Source organism: Thermodesulfovibrio aggregans (assembly GCF_001514535.1).
Classification (GTDB): Bacteria; Nitrospirota; Thermodesulfovibrionia; order Thermodesulfovibrionales; family Thermodesulfovibrionaceae; genus Thermodesulfovibrio; species Thermodesulfovibrio aggregans.
Map to the genome: position 1 here is coordinate 820536 of NZ_BCNO01000001.1, position 19507 is coordinate 840042.

The 19507-nt window shown below is 34.1% G+C and carries 24 protein-coding genes and 2 pseudogenes; 19 read left to right on the plus strand and 7 right to left on the minus strand.

The window, feature by feature from the left end:
* Positions 1-199: 199 nt before the first annotated feature.
* The 14 genes and pseudogenes from TAGGR_RS11150 to panD all read left to right on the plus strand — a co-directional run.
* Positions 200-439, plus strand: a pseudogene (locus TAGGR_RS11150) (LAGLIDADG family homing endonuclease); the annotation flags it as partial.
* Between the two features lie 186 nt (positions 440-625).
* Positions 626-805: pseudogene (locus tag TAGGR_RS11155) on the plus strand (dCTP deaminase); the annotation flags it as partial.
* Positions 802-1509 carry an orotidine-5'-phosphate decarboxylase gene (gene pyrF, locus TAGGR_RS04145; protein WP_059176084.1) on the plus strand — a complete coding sequence of 236 codons (708 nt, stop codon included), beginning with the start codon at positions 802-804 and terminating at the stop codon, positions 1507-1509. The pseudogene TAGGR_RS11155 and the gene pyrF, both read left to right, overlap by 4 nt.
* A 44-nt stretch (positions 1510-1553) precedes the next feature.
* The gene (locus TAGGR_RS10440) at positions 1554-2411 is read left to right on the plus strand and encodes a diguanylate cyclase (protein WP_161936173.1); all 858 of its coding nucleotides are present in this window, start codon (positions 1554-1556) and stop codon (positions 2409-2411) included.
* Between the two features lie 21 nt (positions 2412-2432).
* Positions 2433-2864, plus strand: coding sequence for a YMGG-like glycine zipper-containing protein (locus TAGGR_RS04155; RefSeq protein WP_059176086.1), 432 nt, complete (start codon positions 2433-2435; stop codon positions 2862-2864).
* Between the two features lie 2 nt (positions 2865-2866).
* Positions 2867-3451: an orotate phosphoribosyltransferase gene (gene pyrE / locus TAGGR_RS04160; RefSeq protein WP_059176087.1), complete on the plus strand. Its 585-nt coding sequence runs from the start codon at positions 2867-2869 to the stop codon at positions 3449-3451.
* Positions 3435-4184, plus strand: a complete 750-nt coding sequence (locus TAGGR_RS04165) for a hypothetical protein (protein ID WP_153000443.1) — start codon at positions 3435-3437, stop codon at positions 4182-4184. Before pyrE ends, TAGGR_RS04165 begins: the two co-directional genes overlap by 17 nt.
* A gap of 59 nt (positions 4185-4243) precedes the next feature.
* Positions 4244-4993, plus strand: a complete 750-nt coding sequence (locus tag TAGGR_RS04170; RefSeq protein ID WP_059176089.1) for a YebC/PmpR family DNA-binding transcriptional regulator — start codon at positions 4244-4246, stop codon at positions 4991-4993.
* Positions 4994-5000: 7 nt separating this feature from the next.
* Positions 5001-5612, plus strand: a complete 612-nt coding sequence (locus TAGGR_RS04175; protein ID WP_059176090.1) for a DUF502 domain-containing protein — start codon at positions 5001-5003, stop codon at positions 5610-5612.
* A gap of 8 nt (positions 5613-5620) precedes the next feature.
* Complete coding sequence (gene glmU, locus TAGGR_RS04180; RefSeq protein WP_269083328.1) at positions 5621-6964, plus strand: bifunctional UDP-N-acetylglucosamine diphosphorylase/glucosamine-1-phosphate N-acetyltransferase GlmU; 1344 nt, start codon at positions 5621-5623, stop codon at positions 6962-6964.
* Positions 6965-6966: 2 nt separating this feature from the next.
* Entirely contained in the window at positions 6967-8814 is a 1848-nt protein-coding gene (gene glmS, locus TAGGR_RS04185; protein ID WP_059176092.1) for a glutamine--fructose-6-phosphate transaminase (isomerizing), read from the plus strand.
* Positions 8815-8902: 88 nt separating this feature from the next.
* Complete coding sequence (locus TAGGR_RS04190) at positions 8903-11002, plus strand: ATP-dependent helicase (RefSeq protein ID WP_059176093.1); 2100 nt, start codon at positions 8903-8905, stop codon at positions 11000-11002.
* A gap of 2 nt (positions 11003-11004) precedes the next feature.
* On the plus strand, positions 11005-11292 hold the full coding sequence (gene gatC, locus TAGGR_RS04195) for an Asp-tRNA(Asn)/Glu-tRNA(Gln) amidotransferase subunit GatC (RefSeq protein WP_059176094.1): 288 nt from the start codon (positions 11005-11007) through the stop codon (positions 11290-11292).
* Position 11293: 1 nt separating this feature from the next.
* A complete protein-coding gene (gene panD, locus TAGGR_RS04200; protein WP_059176095.1) occupies positions 11294-11674 on the plus strand; it encodes an aspartate 1-decarboxylase in 381 nt (126 codons plus the stop codon).
* A 2-nt stretch (positions 11675-11676) separates the two neighbouring features.
* Here panD and bioD read toward each other — a convergent pair whose 3' ends face one another.
* A complete protein-coding gene (gene bioD / locus TAGGR_RS04205; protein WP_059176096.1) occupies positions 11677-12399 on the minus strand; it encodes a dethiobiotin synthase in 723 nt (240 codons plus the stop codon).
* Positions 12400-12479: 80 nt separating this feature from the next.
* Here bioD and TAGGR_RS04210 point away from each other — a divergent pair, with 80 nt between their 5' ends.
* Both TAGGR_RS04210 and TAGGR_RS04215 read left to right on the plus strand, forming a co-directional pair.
* Positions 12480-13055, plus strand: coding sequence for a hypothetical protein (locus TAGGR_RS04210; protein WP_059176097.1), 576 nt, complete (start codon positions 12480-12482; stop codon positions 13053-13055).
* Positions 13030-13695 (plus strand): HAD-IA family hydrolase, encoded by a 666-nt coding sequence (locus tag TAGGR_RS04215; RefSeq protein WP_161936174.1) that lies wholly within the window; start codon positions 13030-13032, stop codon positions 13693-13695. The genes TAGGR_RS04210 and TAGGR_RS04215 overlap by 26 nt, the downstream gene beginning before the upstream one ends.
* 6 nt (positions 13696-13701) lie before the next feature.
* On the opposite strand, the gene TAGGR_RS04220 is transcribed toward TAGGR_RS04215, so the two are convergent.
* Genes TAGGR_RS04220 through rpmB form a run of 6 tightly spaced genes read right to left on the minus strand, consistent with a single transcriptional unit; the run spans position 13702 to position 15661 of the window.
* A complete protein-coding gene (locus TAGGR_RS04220) occupies positions 13702-14073 on the minus strand; it encodes a DVU0772 family protein (RefSeq protein ID WP_059176099.1) in 372 nt (123 codons plus the stop codon).
* A gap of 17 nt (positions 14074-14090) precedes the next feature.
* Entirely contained in the window at positions 14091-14408 is a 318-nt protein-coding gene (locus tag TAGGR_RS04225; protein WP_059176100.1) for a ferredoxin-thioredoxin reductase catalytic domain-containing protein, read from the minus strand.
* A gap of 1 nt (position 14409) precedes the next feature.
* Entirely contained in the window at positions 14410-14661 is a 252-nt protein-coding gene (locus TAGGR_RS04230; protein ID WP_059176101.1) for a glutaredoxin family protein, read from the minus strand.
* Positions 14654-15001 carry a hypothetical protein gene (locus tag TAGGR_RS04235; RefSeq protein ID WP_059176102.1) on the minus strand — a complete coding sequence of 116 codons (348 nt, stop codon included), beginning with the start codon at positions 14999-15001 and terminating at the stop codon, positions 14654-14656. Before TAGGR_RS04235 ends, TAGGR_RS04230 begins: the two co-directional genes overlap by 8 nt.
* Positions 15002-15011: 10 nt before the next feature.
* Positions 15012-15470 (minus strand): DciA family protein, encoded by a 459-nt coding sequence (locus TAGGR_RS04240; protein ID WP_059176103.1) that lies wholly within the window; start codon positions 15468-15470, stop codon positions 15012-15014.
* Positions 15471-15472: 2 nt separating this feature from the next.
* On the minus strand, positions 15473-15661 hold the full coding sequence (rpmB, locus tag TAGGR_RS04245) for a 50S ribosomal protein L28 (RefSeq protein ID WP_059176104.1): 189 nt from the start codon (positions 15659-15661) through the stop codon (positions 15473-15475).
* Positions 15662-15762: 101 nt separating this feature from the next.
* Between rpmB and infB the strand changes: the two genes are divergently transcribed.
* The 3 genes from infB to TAGGR_RS04260 are packed head-to-tail and all read left to right on the plus strand — an operon-like array spanning position 15763 to position 19464.
* Complete coding sequence (infB, locus tag TAGGR_RS04250; RefSeq protein ID WP_059176105.1) at positions 15763-18063, plus strand: translation initiation factor IF-2; 2301 nt, start codon at positions 15763-15765, stop codon at positions 18061-18063.
* Position 18064: 1 nt separating this feature from the next.
* Positions 18065-18418: a 30S ribosome-binding factor RbfA gene (gene rbfA / locus TAGGR_RS04255; RefSeq protein WP_059176106.1), complete on the plus strand. Its 354-nt coding sequence runs from the start codon at positions 18065-18067 to the stop codon at positions 18416-18418.
* Between the two features lie 53 nt (positions 18419-18471).
* Positions 18472-19464, plus strand: a complete 993-nt coding sequence (locus TAGGR_RS04260; RefSeq protein WP_059176107.1) for a DHH family phosphoesterase — start codon at positions 18472-18474, stop codon at positions 19462-19464.
* Positions 19465-19507: the final 43 nt, after the last annotated feature.

Consider the following 19507-nt stretch of genomic DNA (forward strand, 5'->3'; position numbering starts at 1 on the left):
TGATTGGCTAAGATTTTTTGGTTTATGGCTTGCTGAAGGAAGTGCCTATAAAGGAAAAGATGGCAATTATATAGTTAAATTAGCATGCTTTGGAAAGAATAGACAGATTGTAAAGGAGTGGCTTGAAAGTTTACCCTTTCATTTTATTGAAACAGATACAGGCTTTCAGTGTAATAGTAAACAGCTTGCCTCCTATCTTATGCAGTTTGGCAAAGCCCATGAAAAATTTGTTCCACAATTTATTAAGGAATTAAGTAGTAGACAGATAAGAATTTTTCTTTCTGCTTTTATGTTTGGCGATGGAAATATGCAGACAGAGACATTTACAACATCATCAAAGAGACTTGCTGACGATTTACAGGAACTTATTTTAAAAGCAGGCTGGGCAGCAATAATAAGAAAAATTCCGAAAGAAACTCATAAAGAGAGATTCTTAAAAGATCACATCGTTAAGAGCGATCATGATATATACAAAATAAGAATTTCAAAAAAACATTTAACGCCAAAAATTTATAAAAGCTCATTCAGCAAGGTTCCCTATGATGATTATGTCTATGATGTGACTGTTCCAAATCATACATTATATGTAAGAAGAAACGGAAAAGCATGCTGGTCAAGTAACTGCTGGGAAGGCTTTTTAACTATAGAGATATCAAATACAACACCACTTCCTGCAAAGATCTATGCCAATGAGGGAATCGCTCAGCTAATATTCTTAAAGGCTGAGGAAGAATGCGAAGTCTCCTATGCTGACAGAAAAGGAAAGTATCAGGCTCAGCAGGGCATTGTTTTGCCAAAGATATGATAGACCCTGAACGTATCATAGTTGCCCTTGATTTTTCAAAGAAAGAAGATGCTTTAAAGATTGTTGATGAACTTGAAGGGCTTATTAATTTTTATAAAGTTGGGCTTGAGCTTTTTTTAAGTGAAGGTAAAGAAATTTTAAATATTCTTAAAAAAAGAGACAAGAAAATTTTTCTTGACCTCAAATTCCATGACATCCCTAATACTGTTTACAAAGCTGTAAAATCTGTGCTTCAATATGAGATTGATATGCTCACTGTGCATATATCTGGTGGTATAGAGATGATTCAAAAGGCTGTTTTAGCTGTAAAAGAATACTCTTACAAAGAAAATATTTCACCACCTAAGATTTTAGGAGTTACTGTTCTTACCAGCCTTGATGAAAGAGCATTAAATGAAATTTTCTCTCTTTCAATTTCTCGAGACAGTCTTGTTAAAAATCTTTCTTTAAAAGCAAAACAGGCAGGATTAAACGGAGTTGTTTCTGCAGTATCTTCAGTAAAAACAATTAAAGAGCTTTGTGGAAATGATTTTATAGTTGTAACACCTGGAATAAGACCTAAAAATAGTGATTTTCATGATCAGAAAGTAGTTGCCAGTCCTGAAGAGGCATTTTTACACGGTGCTGACTACATTGTAATTGGAAGAGCGATTACCAATGCAAGTTCTCCACATGAGGTAGTTTTTAAAATGATAAACATGTGATGAATTTGTTTATCTGTTCAAGGAAACAAAGAAATATTAGGAAGTTGTCTGATTTTCTAAGAGATGAAGTGGAAAATCTGTTTATTTCTCCCATAAACAATGAAACTATTGATAGAATTTATAAAAAACAGCCTGATATAATTATTTTAGATGTTTGTGGAAGAGTTTGCTGGAAAATGCTTGAAAAAATTACCAGAGCTCCTTCTTTAAGAGAAATTCCAGTTATTTTAATACTTGGAAGGAAAAATAAGAAGACTATTGAAAATATTAAAAGAATTTGCAATTTTGAAGTTTTTGATTATGTTACAGAGCCTTTTTTGAAATGCGAGATTTTAATGAAAATAAATAAAGCAAAGGAGATTGTAGAGCTTAAAAAGGATTTTAGCAGACTTCTAACAAAAGATCCTTTAACAGGAGCTTATCAGAGAGGCTTTCTTATGGAAAGAATTAATGAAGAACTTCAGTGGTGCAATCTTTACAAAGAACCTTTAACCATAGCAATGTTTGATATAGATTTTTTCAAAAAAATAAATGATACATTTGGGCATCAAACAGGTGACAAAGTTTTAATGGAATTAATATATCTTGCTCATAGTAGTCTACCTGATAGGGCATTGGTGGGAAGATATGGAGGTGAAGAGTTCTGTATTCTTTTGCCAGGTACTGATGAAAATCTTGCAATGGAAGTTTTAGAAGCTTTTAGAGAAAAAGTTGAAAAAAACGATTTTTATACATTCAAGGGAGAAAAAATTAAAATAACAATAAGCATAGGATTCACAACATATTTTTGTGAAGATGAATCTTCAGTTGACGAAATAATTCAGAAAGCAGACTTAGCTCTTTACAGAGCAAAACAGTCAGGAAGAAATAGAGTAATTTTAGAGCCATTTATTGTAGAATAAAAGAAAAAAAGGAGGTTCAAAATGAGAGGTTTGGCCTTAATGTTAGCAGTATTGATGATCTTTACTGTTGCCTGTGGACAGTTGCAACAGTCTCACTATGAAGGAGCTGGTGCAGGTGCGGTTGTTGGTGGAGTTGCTGGGGCACTTCTTGACAAAAAAAATCATTGGCGTGGTGGAGTTATTGGAGCTGCTTTAGGTGCTGTATTTGGTGCAACTATTGCTGATATTTCAACGCGCGCCTCAAGAGAAGCATACCAGAGTGGTAAGCCAGTTGAATACAGAACTGAAGACGGAAGAGGCTATTACAGAGCAGAGCCTGTAAGTGATTATTACTACAAAGATCCTTATACAAAATGCAGGAAAGTATCTGAAAAAGTGTGGGAAGATGGCAAAATTGTAAAGGACACTGTGAAAGAGATTTGTGAGTCTGAAAAACAGGAAAGAACCTATTAAAAATGAAGGAAAGACTTATCAGGCTAATTTATGAAAAGGCATTTAAATATTCTGAAACCCCTATTTTTCGCCTTACTTCTGGTGGTTTGAGTAATTATTACTTTAACTGTAAAAGAGTAACACTCTCTTCTGAGGGCATGTATCTTATCGGGAATATTATTTACGACATGGTTAAAGATTCCGGGGTGAAAGGTATTGGAGGACTCACTCTTGGAGCAGATCCAATTGCCTATGCAGTAGCTTATACCTCCTATCTGAAAGGCAATCCCATTGAAGCCTTTGTGGTAAGAAAGAAGGCTAAGGAACATGGCACAATGCAATGGATTGAAGGAAATATTAAAGCAGGAGACAGCGTCATTGTTGTTGACGATGTTATCACAACAGGAAGTTCAACAATTCAAGCTATAACAAGACTAAAAGAGGCAGGAGTTTTTGTGAAAAGAGTGGTTGTTCTTGTTGATAGACAGGAAGGTGGAAGAGAGAATATTTTAAAGTTTTTATCAGAGTGTGGTTTTCCTTCAGACTTGCAGGCTGTAGTTTTACGAGATGATGTTATGAAACTCTATAGAAGTGAAAAAACAGATTAAGTTTCAATGTATGATTCAATGCTCCTCTGCCTGTTGCGGAGGAGCAACAATTATTACATTAAAAGAGCTCGACAGATTTTATAAAATTTTTCCAATTACATTAGGATTTAGGAAACTGCATCCTTTTAATGACTTTCATAAAGCTTACATAGAAGACTTTGCGATCAAGTATAAAAGTTTTTACATAATCGGAGATTTTATTGCAGGAAACCGCCTGAGGAAAAGATGTAGAATGCTGAAAGAAGCCCTATGCTCATTACATAATAAAAATAAACCTCTTCAATGTAGTGTTGTTCCATTTTCAGTTACTTTTCCAGAGAACCTACAGGACATTGTAATAGTGGAAAGAAAAAAAGGAGCTTTTCGGACATGTAAGGGATTTGATGATAATGCTCCTTCAGTATGGAACGGTGAGTTTACAGATCCAATACTTAAGGAGAATTTTTATGAACTTCGTCAGAATCTTGTTTTTCAGAGAAACATTGTGGAAAGACTCTTTTTTAAATGTGAGAACAGTCCTTTTTTTAGAAAATTTATTACAGAGGAGCAAGGTTTTTTTGAGATTCCAATTATTTCTGATTTTATTGATGAAGTATGTAATATTGCTCAAGTTGATAAATTTGAATTTGTAAAGATGCAGAGAAGTTTATTTGTTAAAGAACTTACAGTAGGAGGCGTTAAAAATTCTTTATTTATTGAGGCTTTAAATGTCCTGGACGGGGTAAAAAATTGACAGAACTTAGAAAATCTTATTATTATTAAAAATATTCCATCCTTCTCAGGGAGGTTATTGTGGCAGGTCATTCCAAATGGGCACAAATCAAGCATAAAAAAGCTCAAGTAGATGCTAAAAAGGGAAAAATCTTTACAAAGCTTGTAAGAGAAATCTCGGTAGCTGCACGTCTTGGTGGAGGCGATCCCGAAAAAAATCCTCGCTTAAGAGTAGCTATTGAAAAGGCAAGAGAAGTTAATATGCCTATGGATAATATAAAAAGAGCAATAATGAAAGGCACAGGAGAGCTTGGAGGTGCTGCATATGAAGAGGTGGTTTATGAAGGCTATGGTCCTGGAGGAGTGGCACTTTTAATTGAAGCAATGACGGACAATAAAAATAGAACTGTGTCTGAAATAAGGCATATTCTTTCAAAACATGGTGGAAGTCTTGGTGAGTCTGGATGTGTTTCATGGATTTTTGAGAAAAAAGGATATATACTTGTTGATAAAAAAACCATAGATGAAGATACTCTTTTATCAGTTGCTCTTGAGGCAGGTGTTGAAGATGTTAAAAATGATCCAAAAGAGGAAAACTATGAAATAATTGTCTCACCGGAGAATCTAAGAGATGTAAAGGGTCGTCTTGAAGAGGCTGGTATAAATGTTGCTTTAGCAGAGGTTACGATGTTGCCTAAAAATTACATTTCCATTGAAGGAGAAGATGCAGAAAAGATGTTAAAACTTATGGATGCATTGGAAGATCATGATGATGTGCAAAATGTTTATGCAAACTTTGACATTCCAGATGAGGCAATGAGTAAGGCATAAATATATCATGGAACCATCTATTAGACTAACTTTTAAGAGAAAATTTATTGCAGGTCTAATAGTAACAATCCCTATAGCAATAAGTATCTTTATACTTATCCAGCTTTTTAAAATTATAGATGGTTTTTTGGGACCAATATATGACTATATCTTTGGTAGACATATTGCCGGATTAGGATTTATTACGGCACTTGTACTAGTTTTTGTAATAGGTGTTATATCAACCAATGTATTTGGTAAAAAACTTTTGGATCAGATTGAGAAATTGCTCTTTTTAAAAATTCCTGTTTTTAAAAGTCTCTATTCTTCATTGAAACAGCTAATAGATGCTTTTTCCCCTGAAAATAAGACTTCTTTTCAGAAGTTTGTGATTGTAGAGTATCCAAGAAAGGGTAGTTTTGTTTTTGGATTTCAGACAAAGGAATGTGTTTTAGAAGAAAATGGTAGAGAAAAAAAGCTTATTGCAGTCTACATTCCTACAAATAATTTATATTTGGGAGAAGTAGTACTTTTTGATGAAGAAAGTGTTATTCACACTAATGTTCCAATTCAGGAGGGAATAAAAATTATTCTTTCTGGTGGAATAGCAGCACCCCAGATAATAAGAGGTGATAAATAGTGGATGTAGTGATTTTGGCAGCAGGATTGGGAACTCGAATGAAGTCCAAGCTGCCAAAGGTGCTTCACAGGATTTTTGATAAGCCAATCATAGATTATGTTATAGATTCTGCTAAAGAGTTAGACCCTTCCAGTGTATTTGTGGTTGTTAATCCTTCTTTAAATGAAGTTATAGAGCATTTAAAAAATAAAAATGTGAAGACAGTTTTTCAGGATGAACCTAAAGGGACAGCTCATGCTTTAGGAGTTGCTTTACCCCATTTAGAGAGTGAAAAAGTGCTTGTTCTCAATGGTGATACACCTTTAATAAAAAGTGATACACTTCTTAATTTTGTAAAAGTTTTTGATGAAAACTCTATTGATATGGCAGTTCTTTCCTTTTATCCTAAGAGAGAACACTCTTATGGAAGAATTATAAGAAACTCTAAGGGAGAGGTGGAAAAAATTGTTGAAATAACTGATTACTCTGAACTTCAGTCAGATGAAGCAAACAGTGGAGTTTATCTTATTAAAAGAGAAGTTTTGGAGTTGATTAAAGAGATTAGAGAAAATCCCCGTAAAGGAGAGTTTTATTTAACTGATATTGTAGAGATAGCCAGGGCTAAAGGATATAAGGTAGATGCGTACTGCATGGCAGAAGAAGATGAGTTAATAGGAATTAACACTCGTGAGGAACTTTCATTTGCAATGAAGTACTTAAGAGATAGAGTTGTTAAGGAATTGATGTCAAAGGGTGTTACCTTTTATGATCCAGACTCTGTCTGGATATCTCCTTCTGTTAAAATCGGGCAGGATACAGTAATTTATCCTAATGTTTTACTTGAAGGAGATACCAAAATAGGACACAGTTGCGTTATCTATCAGGGAGTAAGAATCCGTAACAGCATAATTGAGGACAGAGTTCAGATAAAGGATTGTACAGTTATTGAAGGTTCAAATATAAAATCAGGTTCAACAATAGGTCCTTTTGCCCATATAAGACCTGAAAGCGTGATTGGGAAAGAATGTAGAATTGGCAATTTTGTAGAGGTTAAAAAATCAGTTATCGGAGATTCAACAAAAGCTGCTCATCTTAGTTATATTGGCGATGCAGAAGTAGGTAATAATGTAAACATCGGAGCAGGTACTATTACCTGCAATTACGATGGCAAAAAGAAGCATAAAACTATTATAGAAGATGAAGTATTTATAGGAAGTGACACCCAGCTTGTGGCACCAGTAAGAGTTGGGAAAGGTGCATACATAGGTGCAGGCTCTACAATTACAAAAGATGTTCCAGAAGATGCTCTTGCAATTTCAAGAACACCCCAGAGAAATATTGAAGGTTGGGCAAAGAAAAAGAGGGAGGAGTAATAATGTGTGGCATAATTGGTTATATAGGAGATAAAAGGGCTGTTGAGATAGTGCTTGATGGACTAAAAAGGCTTGAATACAGAGGTTATGACTCAGCAGGAATAGCCTACTTTGTTGATGGCAGAATAAAAGTTGTAAAATGCAAAGGAAAGATTAAAAATCTTGAACAACTTCTGGAACATGAGAATCATCAAGTTTTAAATTCCAATCAGAAACCCTTTGTTGCAATAGGTCATACAAGATGGGCAACCCATGGTAAACCTTCAGATGTAAATGCCCATCCTCATTGCTCAGGTGGAATTGCTCTGGTTCACAATGGAATTATTGAAAACTATTCTGAACTTAAAAGAGAGCTAATGCAAGAAGGATTTAAATTTACCTCTGAGACTGATACAGAAGTTATTGCCCACCTGATAAATAAATATAGAGCTGACCTAAGTCTTGAGGAAGCAGTAAGAGAGGCAGTTAAAAGACTTAGAGGTTCCTATGCAGTGGTAGTAATTGACGAAAAAGAGCCTGATAAGATTATCGGGGTAAGAATGGAAAGTCCTCTTGTTGTTGGAGTGATGGATGATGAAAAATTCATCGCATCTGATGTACCAGCTTTCCTTAATCACTGTAACAGAGTAATTTTTCTTGATGACGGTGAAATAATTGTCTTAAGAAAGGATGATTTTAAAATATTTGATTTACAAGGCAAAGAGAAGAAGAAAAAGCCCCAAACTATTACATGGACAGCTTCAATGGCTGAAAAAGGTGGATACAAACACTTTATGCTTAAAGAAATACATGAGCAACCAAGATCCATTGCAGATACAATAAGAGGAAGAGTTCTTCCCGATGGTTCAAGAATAGTCTATAAAGAAATTGGGATTAGCTATGAAGAACTTGCCCTTACAAAAAAGATATATCTTGTTGCCTGCGGCACTTCCTATCATGCCTGTCTAATCGGTAAATACATGATTGAGAGAATAGCAAGAATACCTGTTGAGGTTGATATTGCCTCTGAATTTAGATATAGAGAAGTTCCTTTTGAGAGAGACTCTCTCTTTATAGCCATAACCCAGTCTGGAGAAACAGCAGATACTCTTGCAGCACTCAGGTATGCTAAAAAATCGGGAGTAAAAACCCTTACTATCTGTAATGTAGTAGGAAGTACTGCATCCCGTGAGGCTGATGGAGTCTTCTATACTCACTCAGGACCTGAAATAGGAGTAGCATCAACGAAGGCTTTTACCTCTCAAATAGTAGCTCTATATATTTTTACTTTTGCTCTTTCCAAGGCAAAGAGAGCAAATCCAGCTGATATTAACGAAATTTTCTTAAGTAAGCTTTTTCATCTTCCAACAATGGCAGAGAAGGCTTTAAAGCTTGAAGATAAAATTCATCAACTTGCAAAGGAAGTTTACAAAAAACCGAATTTTCTATATCTTGGAAGAGGGCTTAACTATCCTGTTGCCCTTGAAGGAGCTCTCAAACTCAAAGAAATCTCCTATATTCATGCAGAAGGTTATGCTGCCGGTGAGATGAAACATGGACCAATCGCACTTGTGGAAGAGGGATTCCCGGTTGTTTTCATTGTTTCCGATGATCTATATCTTGAAAAAACACTATCTAATATGGAAGAGATAAAGGCAAGAGATGGTTTTATAATAACCATTTCAAGCAGTAAAGAAGAAAAACTTAAAAAGTTATCTGATAGATTTATCTATGTGGAAGGAATAAACAGTTATCTTAACACAGTGCTTTTCAGTATTCCTCTTCAGTTGCTTGCTTATCATGTGGCAATTCTCAGAGGATGCGACGTGGATCAACCAAGAAATCTTGCAAAAAGTGTTACTGTTGAATAAATTGAACTTTGAATTTAAAATTTTATTCACCCGTTAGGGTTTTTGAATCGCCCTTTGGGCGGTTAAGGCGTAAGGAGGGGTTATAGCCATGAAAGATTTCCCTCTGTCGGATTTAAATCCGGCCCAACAAGAAGCAGTTCTTTATTGTGAAGGTCCACTTCTTGTGCTTGCAGGAGCAGGAAGTGGTAAAACTAGAGTTATCACTTATAAGTATGCATATCTCAAAGAAGCAATGGGATTTCACCCTTCTTCCATCTTTACCGTAACATTTACTAACAAAGCAGCTGATGAAATGAAGGAAAGAATTTTTAAGATGTGCAATGGAAGTCTTAAAAATACCTGGATAGGAACTTTTCACTCTTTATGTGTGAGAATCCTGCGGGCTCATATTGAAAGAATTGGTTACAAAAAAGATTTTGTTATCTACGATGAAGACGATCAGGCAGGATTGATAAAGAGAATTCTTAAAGATTTAAACATGCACGAAGCTCTATGTAAATGCGTGGTAAATAAGATAAGTAACTTAAAGTCGAACTTAATTACTCCAGAAGACTATATTTCAACTACCGAAGGATATGAATTTGAAGAAAGACTTGGTAGAATATACATGCGTTATCAGACAGAACTTCAAAAATGCAATGCTCTGGATTTTGACGATTTGATTCTTTGTGTAATCAGATTATTTAGTGAAAACGAGGATTTACTGAAACGATACTCTGAGCAATTTAGATATATACTTGTTGATGAATTTCAGGATACAAATAAATCTCAGTATGAACTGTTGCAACTTCTTTGCAAATATCACAAAAATATATGTGCTGTAGGAGATGATGACCAGAGTATTTACAAATTCAGAGGAGCAAACGTTTTTAATATCTTGAATTTTGAAAGGGATTTTCCACAGACAAAGATAGTCAAACTTGAACAGAATTATCGCTCTACAAAGCACATTATTCTGGCTTCTACTGCTATGATTTCAAAAAATCCATTAAGAAAACCAAAAAATCTTTGGACAGAAAAGGATTGGGGAGAGAAAATTTTTTACTGTCAATTATGCAATGAGGAAGAAGAAGCAAAGTATATTACAAAAATAATTAAAGAACTTTATCTAAAAGGTGAGTATGAATATAGAGACTTTGCAATCCTTTACAGATTAGTTCTTCAGGCAAGAGCATTGGAAGAGGCTTTACGCATAGAAGGAATTCCCTATCAGGTGATAAGCGGAGTTAGCTTTTACCATCGCAAGGAGATAAAAGATGTACTTGCCTATATGCGTTTTATTTTAAACAAAGAGGACAATGTTAGCCTTTTAAGAATTATAAATACTCCACCAAGAGGGATAGGAGCTGGAGCTCTACTGAAAATTGAAAATGAAGCTAAAAAACATATGATTTCACTATATGAAGCAATAAAGAGGATTATAAAAGACGATTCTGTTGCAAGTAATTTAAAAGAAAAGCTTTTGTCTTTTACCATAATTATAGATGAACTCTCTGAGAAGAACTATCAAGATGCTGCATCGATGATAAAGGACATACTGAATCTTACAGGATATCTTGAGGAAATTGAAGAAGATAGGATTCAGAACGTCCTTGAGCTTTTAAGTTCGGCTGAAAAAGTCTCTGTAAAAGAATTTCTTGATAAAGTTTCTCTCGTTTCAAGCGTTGATACATGGGAAAGGAAGAAAAATGGAGTTTCTCTGTTAACTCTTCATGCTGCAAAAGGGCTTGAGTTTCCAGTAGTTTTTATAGCAGGATGTGAAGAAGGGATTTTGCCATACTTTAAGGCTCTTGAAGATCCTCTTGAATTACAGGAAGAAAGAAGACTTTTTTATGTGGGAATGACAAGGGCAAAGAATCTCCTGTTTATTACAAGTGCAAAACAGAGAAAGCTTTATTCAAAAGTTCAAAAGCAAGAGCCATCCAGCTTTATCAAAGACATCCCATCTGAATACTGTACATGTATTAGAAAGGATTACTCTACATTTACGCCACATAAAAAAGAGGTTGAGACACCGAAGGTTAAGCCTCCGTTTGTGATAGGATGTAAGGTTAAACATCCAACATGGGGGATTGGAGTTGTCAGGGACTATTATGGTGAAGGAGAGGATTTAAAGGTTGTTGTTAACTTTCCCGGAATAGGGGTTAAAAAATTAGCCCCAAAAATTGTAAACTTAGAGAGGGTGTAGAGATGAAAATTTCAAAGGAAGAAGTAAAACATATTGCGATGCTTAGCAGACTTGAACTTGAAGAAAAAGAAATAGAGCTTTATCAAGATCAATTGAGTCGTATTCTTGAGTATGTTGAAAAATTGAATGAAATTGATACAAAAGCAATAGAACCGACATCCCATGTTATTGAACTAAATAATGTATTCAGGGAAGATGTTGTTAAAGAGTCTTTACCAAGAGAAGAAGTTTTAAAAAATGCACCTCAGGCTACAGATAAATTTTTTAAAGTTCCTAAGATAATAGAATAGAATGCTTAGAAGTTTTTTAAGAGCAAAACTGCATCTAGCAAAAGTAACAGAGACAAATTTATTTTACGAAGGCTCAATAAGCATTGATACTGAGTTAATTGAGCTTGCAGGAATATTGCCTTATGAGAGAGTATGGATAAGCAATATGAATAATGGAGAGAGATTTGATACCTATGTTATCCCTGCTCCAAGAGGCTCAAAAATAGTGGGACTTAATGGACCTGCTGCTAAAAAAGCTCAGGTAGGAGACAGGATTGTTATTTTTTCCTATGGTTATCTTATGGAAAATGAGATTCCATCACACAAACCAAAGATTATAATTCTTGATGAAAATAACAATCCTGTAAATATTTATTTTGGCTCAGTTAATGAGTCTAAATAATTTTACAACTGAATCAATGTCTCAATATCAATATGTTTTAGAGCTGTCTCTCCTATTTTGTCTTTATTAAGTTCTGTTAGATATGGAAGCACTCCAAGACAGGGTATATCAAGTAGTTCTCTTAAAATTTCAGGATTTGTTTTTTCAGCAATATCATTTCTGGCAGATTCAGAAAAATTGATAATATATCCCTTGATAGGAATCTTCTTGTTCTTTAGTGCTTCAACTGTAAGAAGTGTATGATTAATTGTGCCAAGAGTTGGTCTTGTTACTATTATTGCTGGTAATTCTAAATCTTTAATCAGGTCTCTTACAAAATAAAAGTTAACTTTCTTTTTTTCCTGTTTAAAGAGAGGTACCATTAATCCACCAACACCTTCAACTAAAATATAGTCGTATTTTTTCTTTAAAACTTCAAAAGATTTAAAGATTTGGTCTATATCAATTTCTATATTTTCAAGTCTTGATGCAACAAGAGGACTTAGAGGATTTTCAAGCTTTACTGGAGTTATTAAATCAATAGAGTCATTCATTTCAGCCATGTCTCTTAAAAACATTCCATCACTTGGTAGCAGTATTCCATCTTTGTTAATGCATCCAGTTTCAATAACCTTCATAGCTCCAACTTTTAACCCCTTTTTAATAAAACTTCTCAGTATGGCAGCTGTAACAATAGTTTTTCCCACACCTGTATCTGTTCCTGTAACAAAATATCCAGCTTTCATAGCAAGCCTCCTTTTAAAAGAATTTCATCGTTATATGGTATAATGTTATATAAACTAAAGGCAACTATTGAGGAGGAATAGTGATAAGATTTGAAGAGTTACAGATGAGAATAATGGATGCAGCAAAGAATTACATGGATGTTTATGAAATGTCTACATTCATTGAACAATACTCATTAAATAAAGAAAGCAGACTTTCGATGACTTTACCTGAAATTAAACCTCCCTATCCAATAAACGCTACAGTGTCTTTTTCTTATAATGCTCATCAGACAAGTTATTCTATGTTTTATGATGAAGATGAAGATAATCAGGATTCTGATAGTTTTGAGAATATGGTGGAAATTGAGGTTGTCATAAATCTTCCATTTCTTGAAGGATACAACAATGTGAGTGAGCTTTTTGATGAGATAGTGAATGAATATCCTGATTTAGATTTGGTTTTAGTAAAAAAAGAATTTATCGGAAAAGATTTAGTGCCTTCAGAAGAATATGAGATTGTCTATTCCTATCCGGCATCTTTAGAGGAATTAAAGGATCTTCAGTTTTATGAAGAGATGTTTTTTGATTTAAGCAACATTCTCCGTACAATTTATGAAAAAACCAGGTTTTACATTGATATGTCCTGGTATGGAGCAGAAGATGAGAATTTTTAATGAAATAAAAACAGTTTTTTTAGACATGGATGGAACTATACTGGATAAATTTTATGATGACTATTTCTGGGAGATTTATGTTCCTCAAAAATATGCTGAAAAGGAAGGGATAAGCTTTGATGAAGCTCAAAAAATACTCTTTTCTATGTACAAAGCAGAGGAAGGCACTCTTAACTGGACAGATATAGATTTCTGGTCAATGAAAACAGGATTAAACATATTTCAACTAAAAAAAGAGGTAGCTCATCTTATCAATCCTCATCCAGATGCAGAGGATTTTTTAAGATTTGTAAATTCAAATGGCAAAAAAGTTTATCTTTTGACAAATGCTCACAATAGGGTTATGGAACTCAAGCTCAAGAAAACAGGTTTTGATAAATATTTTCATGGCACTTTTACATCATTTGACATTGGATATCCAAAAGAAAAACCTGAATTCTGGGAAGAACTCAGAAAAAAGATTTTCTTTGAACCAGAATATTCAGTTTTTATAGATGATACAGAGGAAATTCTTCATACAGCTAAAAATTCAGGGATAAAATTTCCCATATTAAGAGCGATATCAAGCTCTAAAGCTAAGGAAAAAAGGTCAAAACATTTTATAACCATCAAAAATTTTAAAGAACTTTGGACTATTTAAAATTAATTACATTAACCCGAATTCTTTTTTTAACCATATTTTTATTTTTTCATTTATAGGACATATCCCAAATTTTATTTTACTTTTATTTTCTTCAATTGCTTCCCTGAGCAGTTCATTTGGTATTTCTTCAATTTTTGCTATAGTTTCACCAAAACAGTTACTCTTGAGCATCATCAGAAAAAGTTCTGGTTTTTTACCAGATGTTTCAATATAAAAACAGTAGCCCTTTGTAGGCTCTTTACGTACAATTTTTGAACCTTCCTGCAATACTATAGGTTCCATAATTTTTGTTGGATCGTAATCCCATAGAATATGTTGAATATAGTAAGATTCTTTTTTGATATCTTCAAGAGTTAAAAGTTCTTCCCAAATCACTTTATATCACCTCCTTTTCATTTTTTTCTTCTTTCTGGCACTATTTTATCTGGAATTTTACCCTGATTATATTCCTCTTTTACATAAAGCCCGCAGTAACATCTTCCATACTCTTTTATATCATCTACACTATATATACAGGGGCAGATAATATCAGCATCTTTTTGTTTATCTCCAGAAGCCAATCTACAGGGACATGATCTGTATCCATAACGTTCCTCATTTTTCAGCAATCCCTTTATAAGCTCAAGAACAAAATCTTTATCTTTGTTTAACTCAAGCCCTTTTGATTTGGCATATTTATCCAGAATTTCATAGAGTTTTTCAGGAGTCATATCAATTTATTTCAAGTATTTCCTTAAGAGTTGCTTCATCAAACCCTACTACAGCTTTTTCAACTACCAATGTTGGAAATGTTTCCTGAGGATTGATCTTTTTCAATTCTTTTAAGGCAAGCCACTGTTCTCCGCTTTCAAGTATATCAACTTCAATTAGTTCATATTCGACAGAGTTTTTATCTAAAAACTCTTTTATTTTTTTACATACAGGGCATGTGCTTAATGAATATAATCTTACTTTCCTAAGCATTTCCTCTCCTATTTTTGTTAAAAGTATTATCAAGAGTCAATTGAACATCCTCAAGCATCTCCAGGTTAGCTGTCCTAATTCTCTCAATTGGAAGCTTTAAAATCTCAGCAAGTTCTTCAAAAGGAATTTTTGCAACATAAGCAAGCTCTGCAATAAGTATTTTTAATGCGTCATCCTCTATTAGAGCCTTCAGTTGTTGATCCTTTACCTCTACTTTATCAACTGCATCCTGAAAGGGCATTCCATTTTTAAAATTCTCCATTATTTCTTTGATAGCTTTTTCATAAATTCTGCTTTCTTCTTCTGAGTATTCTTTAAAAATAAAGTTGAATTCTGACATGTTAAACTCCTTAACTTATATTTTGTCTCTTTAGCATTTGATTTGTATAGATCAGGTATTTTTTTAAGATACTTTCAGCAGTTGTCTTTATTTCGCTGTCTTTTATATTTTCTGTAATGTTTTTTAGCCATTCCTGCTGCTGTAGTGTTAAGCTCATGGGCTCATCTTCCTCATTCTTTACTCTCTGAGTCCTGTAAATTCTTCCAAAACAGAATTCCACATCTTTTATCCCATAGGGAGAAAGTTTTTTTATAAACTCATCTTTTAACAGACTTAGTTGAACAAGCCATGTATGAGAGTTAACAGTTACCTGAAGAATGCCATCTTTCAAATTCTTCGGAAAAGTATGTTCTGTTATAGAAAAATCAAATATTTCACCCCATTTTTTTCTTATAAATTTTAATGTTACAGCACTATCTATACCAAAATCATTGAGTAAGTAAGGCAAAATTTTTCCTATTTTTTCCATCTTTAAATTGCTTTTTTAACTAATCCTGAACGAAGACATCTTGTGCAGACATGGACTCTTCTTGGACCTTTTTCAGTTATAATTTTCATTTTTTGAAGATTTGGGAAAAAGTATCTTTTTGTTTTGTTATTTGCATGACTTACATTATGTCCTACTACTTTCTTCTTACCACATACATAACAGCTTGCCATTTTGCCCTCCTTCAATTTGCATATACTTAATTATTTATGATAACATTTTTTATTGACTCAGAAACAGGTCATTTAAAAAACAAGGGGGGAAGAAGTAATTTATGTCTGATAAAGTAGTTAAAAGCATAGAATTAGCACGAGAACTCGGGGTAAAGCCTTCAGATATTGTAAGATTTGTTGAGACCCTCAGAAATGTTCAGTTTAAGAAGAGAACCACAAACATTAACATAGAACCTGAAGAAGTTGAAAAGATAATAGAGCATTTCAAGAAGGATAAAGAATCAGAAAAAATGGAGGAGAAAATAGAAACTGTCAAGGCTGAAAAGATTGAGGAAGTGAAAATTGAGGAAGTAAAAGAAGAAAAAATAGAAGAAGTTGAAAAAAAAGAGGAAGTAGAGCCAAAAGTTGAAGTAACATCTAAAATTATTGAAGAAGAAAAATATGAAGAAGAACTGCATCTTCCAGGTAGATTTAGAAGAGAGATATCATTTGAAAAAATTGAAAAAATAAAGCCAAAACCTATTACAACCAAAATCCCCCCTAAGAAGTTAGAACCAAAAAAGTGGCTTGACATTAAGGACCAAAAGAAAGCTAAGAACAAAATTAAAAAGGAAGAACCAGTTCAAACTCCTTCAACTGCTCCAAGAAAGAAGTCTATAAAGATCGAGGAAGGAACAACAGTTAAAGAGTTTGCAGAACTAATCGGGCAGAAAGTATCTGACGTAATAAAGAAATTTATGGAACTTGGATACATGCCCACGATTAATCAGCCTGTTGATTTAGATGCTGCACAACTTGTAGCAGAAAGTTTTGGAGTTAAAGTAGAGCTTTCGCAGACTGAAGAGATTGATGTAATTGAAGAAACAGAGGATGCTCCAGAACTTCTTCAGCCAAGACCTCCAATTGTAACTGTTATGGGACATGTTGACCACGGCAAAACCTCACTTCTTGACGCAATAAGAAAGACAAAGGTGACAGAACAGGAAGCAGGAGGGATAACGCAGCATATAGGTGCCTATAAGGTGACTCTTAAAGGTAAAGACATTACTTTTCTCGACACACCTGGGCATGAAGCTTTTACAGCTTTGAGAGCAAGGGGAGCAAAAGTTACTGATATTGTGGTTCTTGTAGTGGCCGCTGATGATGGAGTAATGCCACAGACAATTGAAGCAATAAATCATGCAAAAGCAGCTGGTGTTCCAATAGTAGTTGCTGTAAACAAAATAGACAAACCAGAGGCAAATCCCCAAAGAGTAAGAACTCAACTTAGTGACTACGGTATTATTCCTGAGGAATGGGGTGGGCAGAATATATTTGTGGATATATCAGCAAAAAAGAGAATAGGAATAGAAGACTTACTTGAGATGATTCTTCTTCAGGCAGAGATAATGGAGCTTAAGGCAAATCCAAATAAACCTGCAAGAGGTACTATAATTGAATCAAGACTTGATAAGGGTCGTGGACCTGTAGCAACTGTTATTGTTCAGAATGGAACTCTCAGAGTTGGAGATGCCTTTGTTGCAGGTACAACCTATGGAAAAGTAAGAGCATTGATTGATGATACAGGTAAAAGAATTAATGAAGCTCCACCTTCTACACCTGTTGAAGTTGTAGGTTTTGAAGAAGTGCCTCAAGCAGGAGACAGTTTCACAGTTGTTGAAGATGAAAAGATAGCTCGCCAGATAGCTAATGCAAGGGCACAGAAAAAGAGACTTGCAGAGATGCAGAAAGCTCAAAAACTAACATTACAGGATTTATATGAAAAAATCAAAGAAGGAGAGGTTAAGGAACTTAACCTGATTATAAAAGGTGATGTTCAGGGTTCAATTGAAGCATTGAAAAAAGCAGTAGAAGATATAACTCACCCTGAAGTTAAGGTTAAAGTATTGCATACAGCTGTGGGAGGTATAACAGAGTCTGATGTAAATCTTGCAGCTACTACAAATGCAATAATAATAGGTTTTAATGTTCGCCCAGAAGTTAAAGCTCAGGAATTGGCTGAACAGCTTGGAGTAGAAATAAAGCTTTATAGCATTATTTATGAAGTAGTTGATGATGTGAAGAAAGCTCTACAGGGAATGCTTGAACCGGAAGTTAAAGAAAAGGTTATAGGTAGAGCAGAAGTAAGAGCAGTATTTAAGATTTCAAAGATTGGAACAGTTGCAGGTTGCTATGTTTTAAATGGAGTAATATCAAGAGCAAGTGATGGAATAAGGGTTATAAGAGACAATATAGTGATTTATGAGAGTAAAATAAGTTCACTTAAAAGATTTAAAGAAGATGTAAGAGAGGTTCAGGCTGGTTATGAATGTGGTTTAACAATAGAAAATTTCAATGACTTTAAAGAGGGAGATATTCTTGAAAACTATGTCCTTGAGAAAATTCCAGTAAAAGGATTTTAAAATGCATCCTTACAAAAGATCTCAAAGACTGGGGATTCTATTAAGGGAAGAAGTAGCTCAGATAATTTTACATAAAATAAAAGATCCCAGACTGGGGTTTATTACAGTAACTGATGTTGAGCTTTCTGATGACTTAAGGCAGGCTAAAGTCTTTATCTCTGTTCTTAAATCAGAGGAAAGAGAGTTTACTTTACAAATTTTGAATGAAGCAAAAGGATTTATTAGAAGTGAGATTGCTAAAAGACTCAGAATAAAGATAATACCCACTTTTGAATTTGTTTTTGATGAATCCATTGAGCGTGGATTTAGAATTGATCAACTTTTAAAAGAAATAAAAAAGCCTGTTGAACCTTGAACTTTGAATTGCCCGTAGGGCAGTTGAATTGCCCGCAGGGCGGAGGAGGAGGTTTGAAACCACCTAAGGAGTTGATTGATACGATTGCAAGTAACAATTTTTTTATAATACTTACCCATACAACTCCTGATGGTGATGCCTTTGGTTCAGCAATTGCTTTGAAGTTTTTACTTGAACAATTCAATAAAAAAGCAGAAATTTATGCAGAACCACCTCCAGTGCAATATCAATTTCTTCCAGGCATCGAGCTTATTAATAATATTGAAAGTTTTAATCCCCATGTACTTAATCCTGACTCTGTTTTAGTATTGGTTGACTGTAATAGTATTTCAAGAGTTAGCTACAGGAAAGAACTTAAAGAACTTACTTCATCATTCAGTCTCAAATTAATTATTGACCATCATATTGAGAGTGAGAGAAACAGAGAGTCCATCTCAATAAAATGGATTGAACCTCAGGCTGCAGCAACAGGTATAATGATTTACTATCTTATAAAAGCAATGAGTGGCAAAATAACACCTCAAATTGCTACAAATCTTTATACGGCAATAATTGTAGATACTGGTAATTTTCAGTTTGACAATACTTCAGAAGAGGTTTTGTCAATAGCATCAGAATTGGTAAAATTCGGAGCTAAACCTTCATATATTTATCAACAAAGTTTTGAATCATGGAGTGAAAACAGATTTAAACTCTTTGTAAAAATGCTAAACAAAGTAGAAATAACTCCTCCAGTGGCAACAGCTTTGATAAGTAAAGAAGACTTTAAAGAAACAGAAACAACCGAGTCAGATACTGAAAGGTTTGTGGAGTTTTTGAGAATTTTAAAAGATGTTAAACTTTCAGCTCTTTTCAGAGAAATAGAAAAAGATTTAGTAAAAGTAAGTCTTCGTTCTAAAGGAGATATTGATGTAAGTGTGATAGCAGTAGAATTTGGTGGTGGTGGTCATAAAAATGCAGCAGGTTATAGAGTAAAAGCTTCACTACAAGAGGCAAGAGACAAACTTATTGAAAAATTAAAAAACTTTGGTGTATTTTTATCTTGAAAAATATGAAAGTTCAAGAGCTCTTCGGGTTATTCAAAGTTCA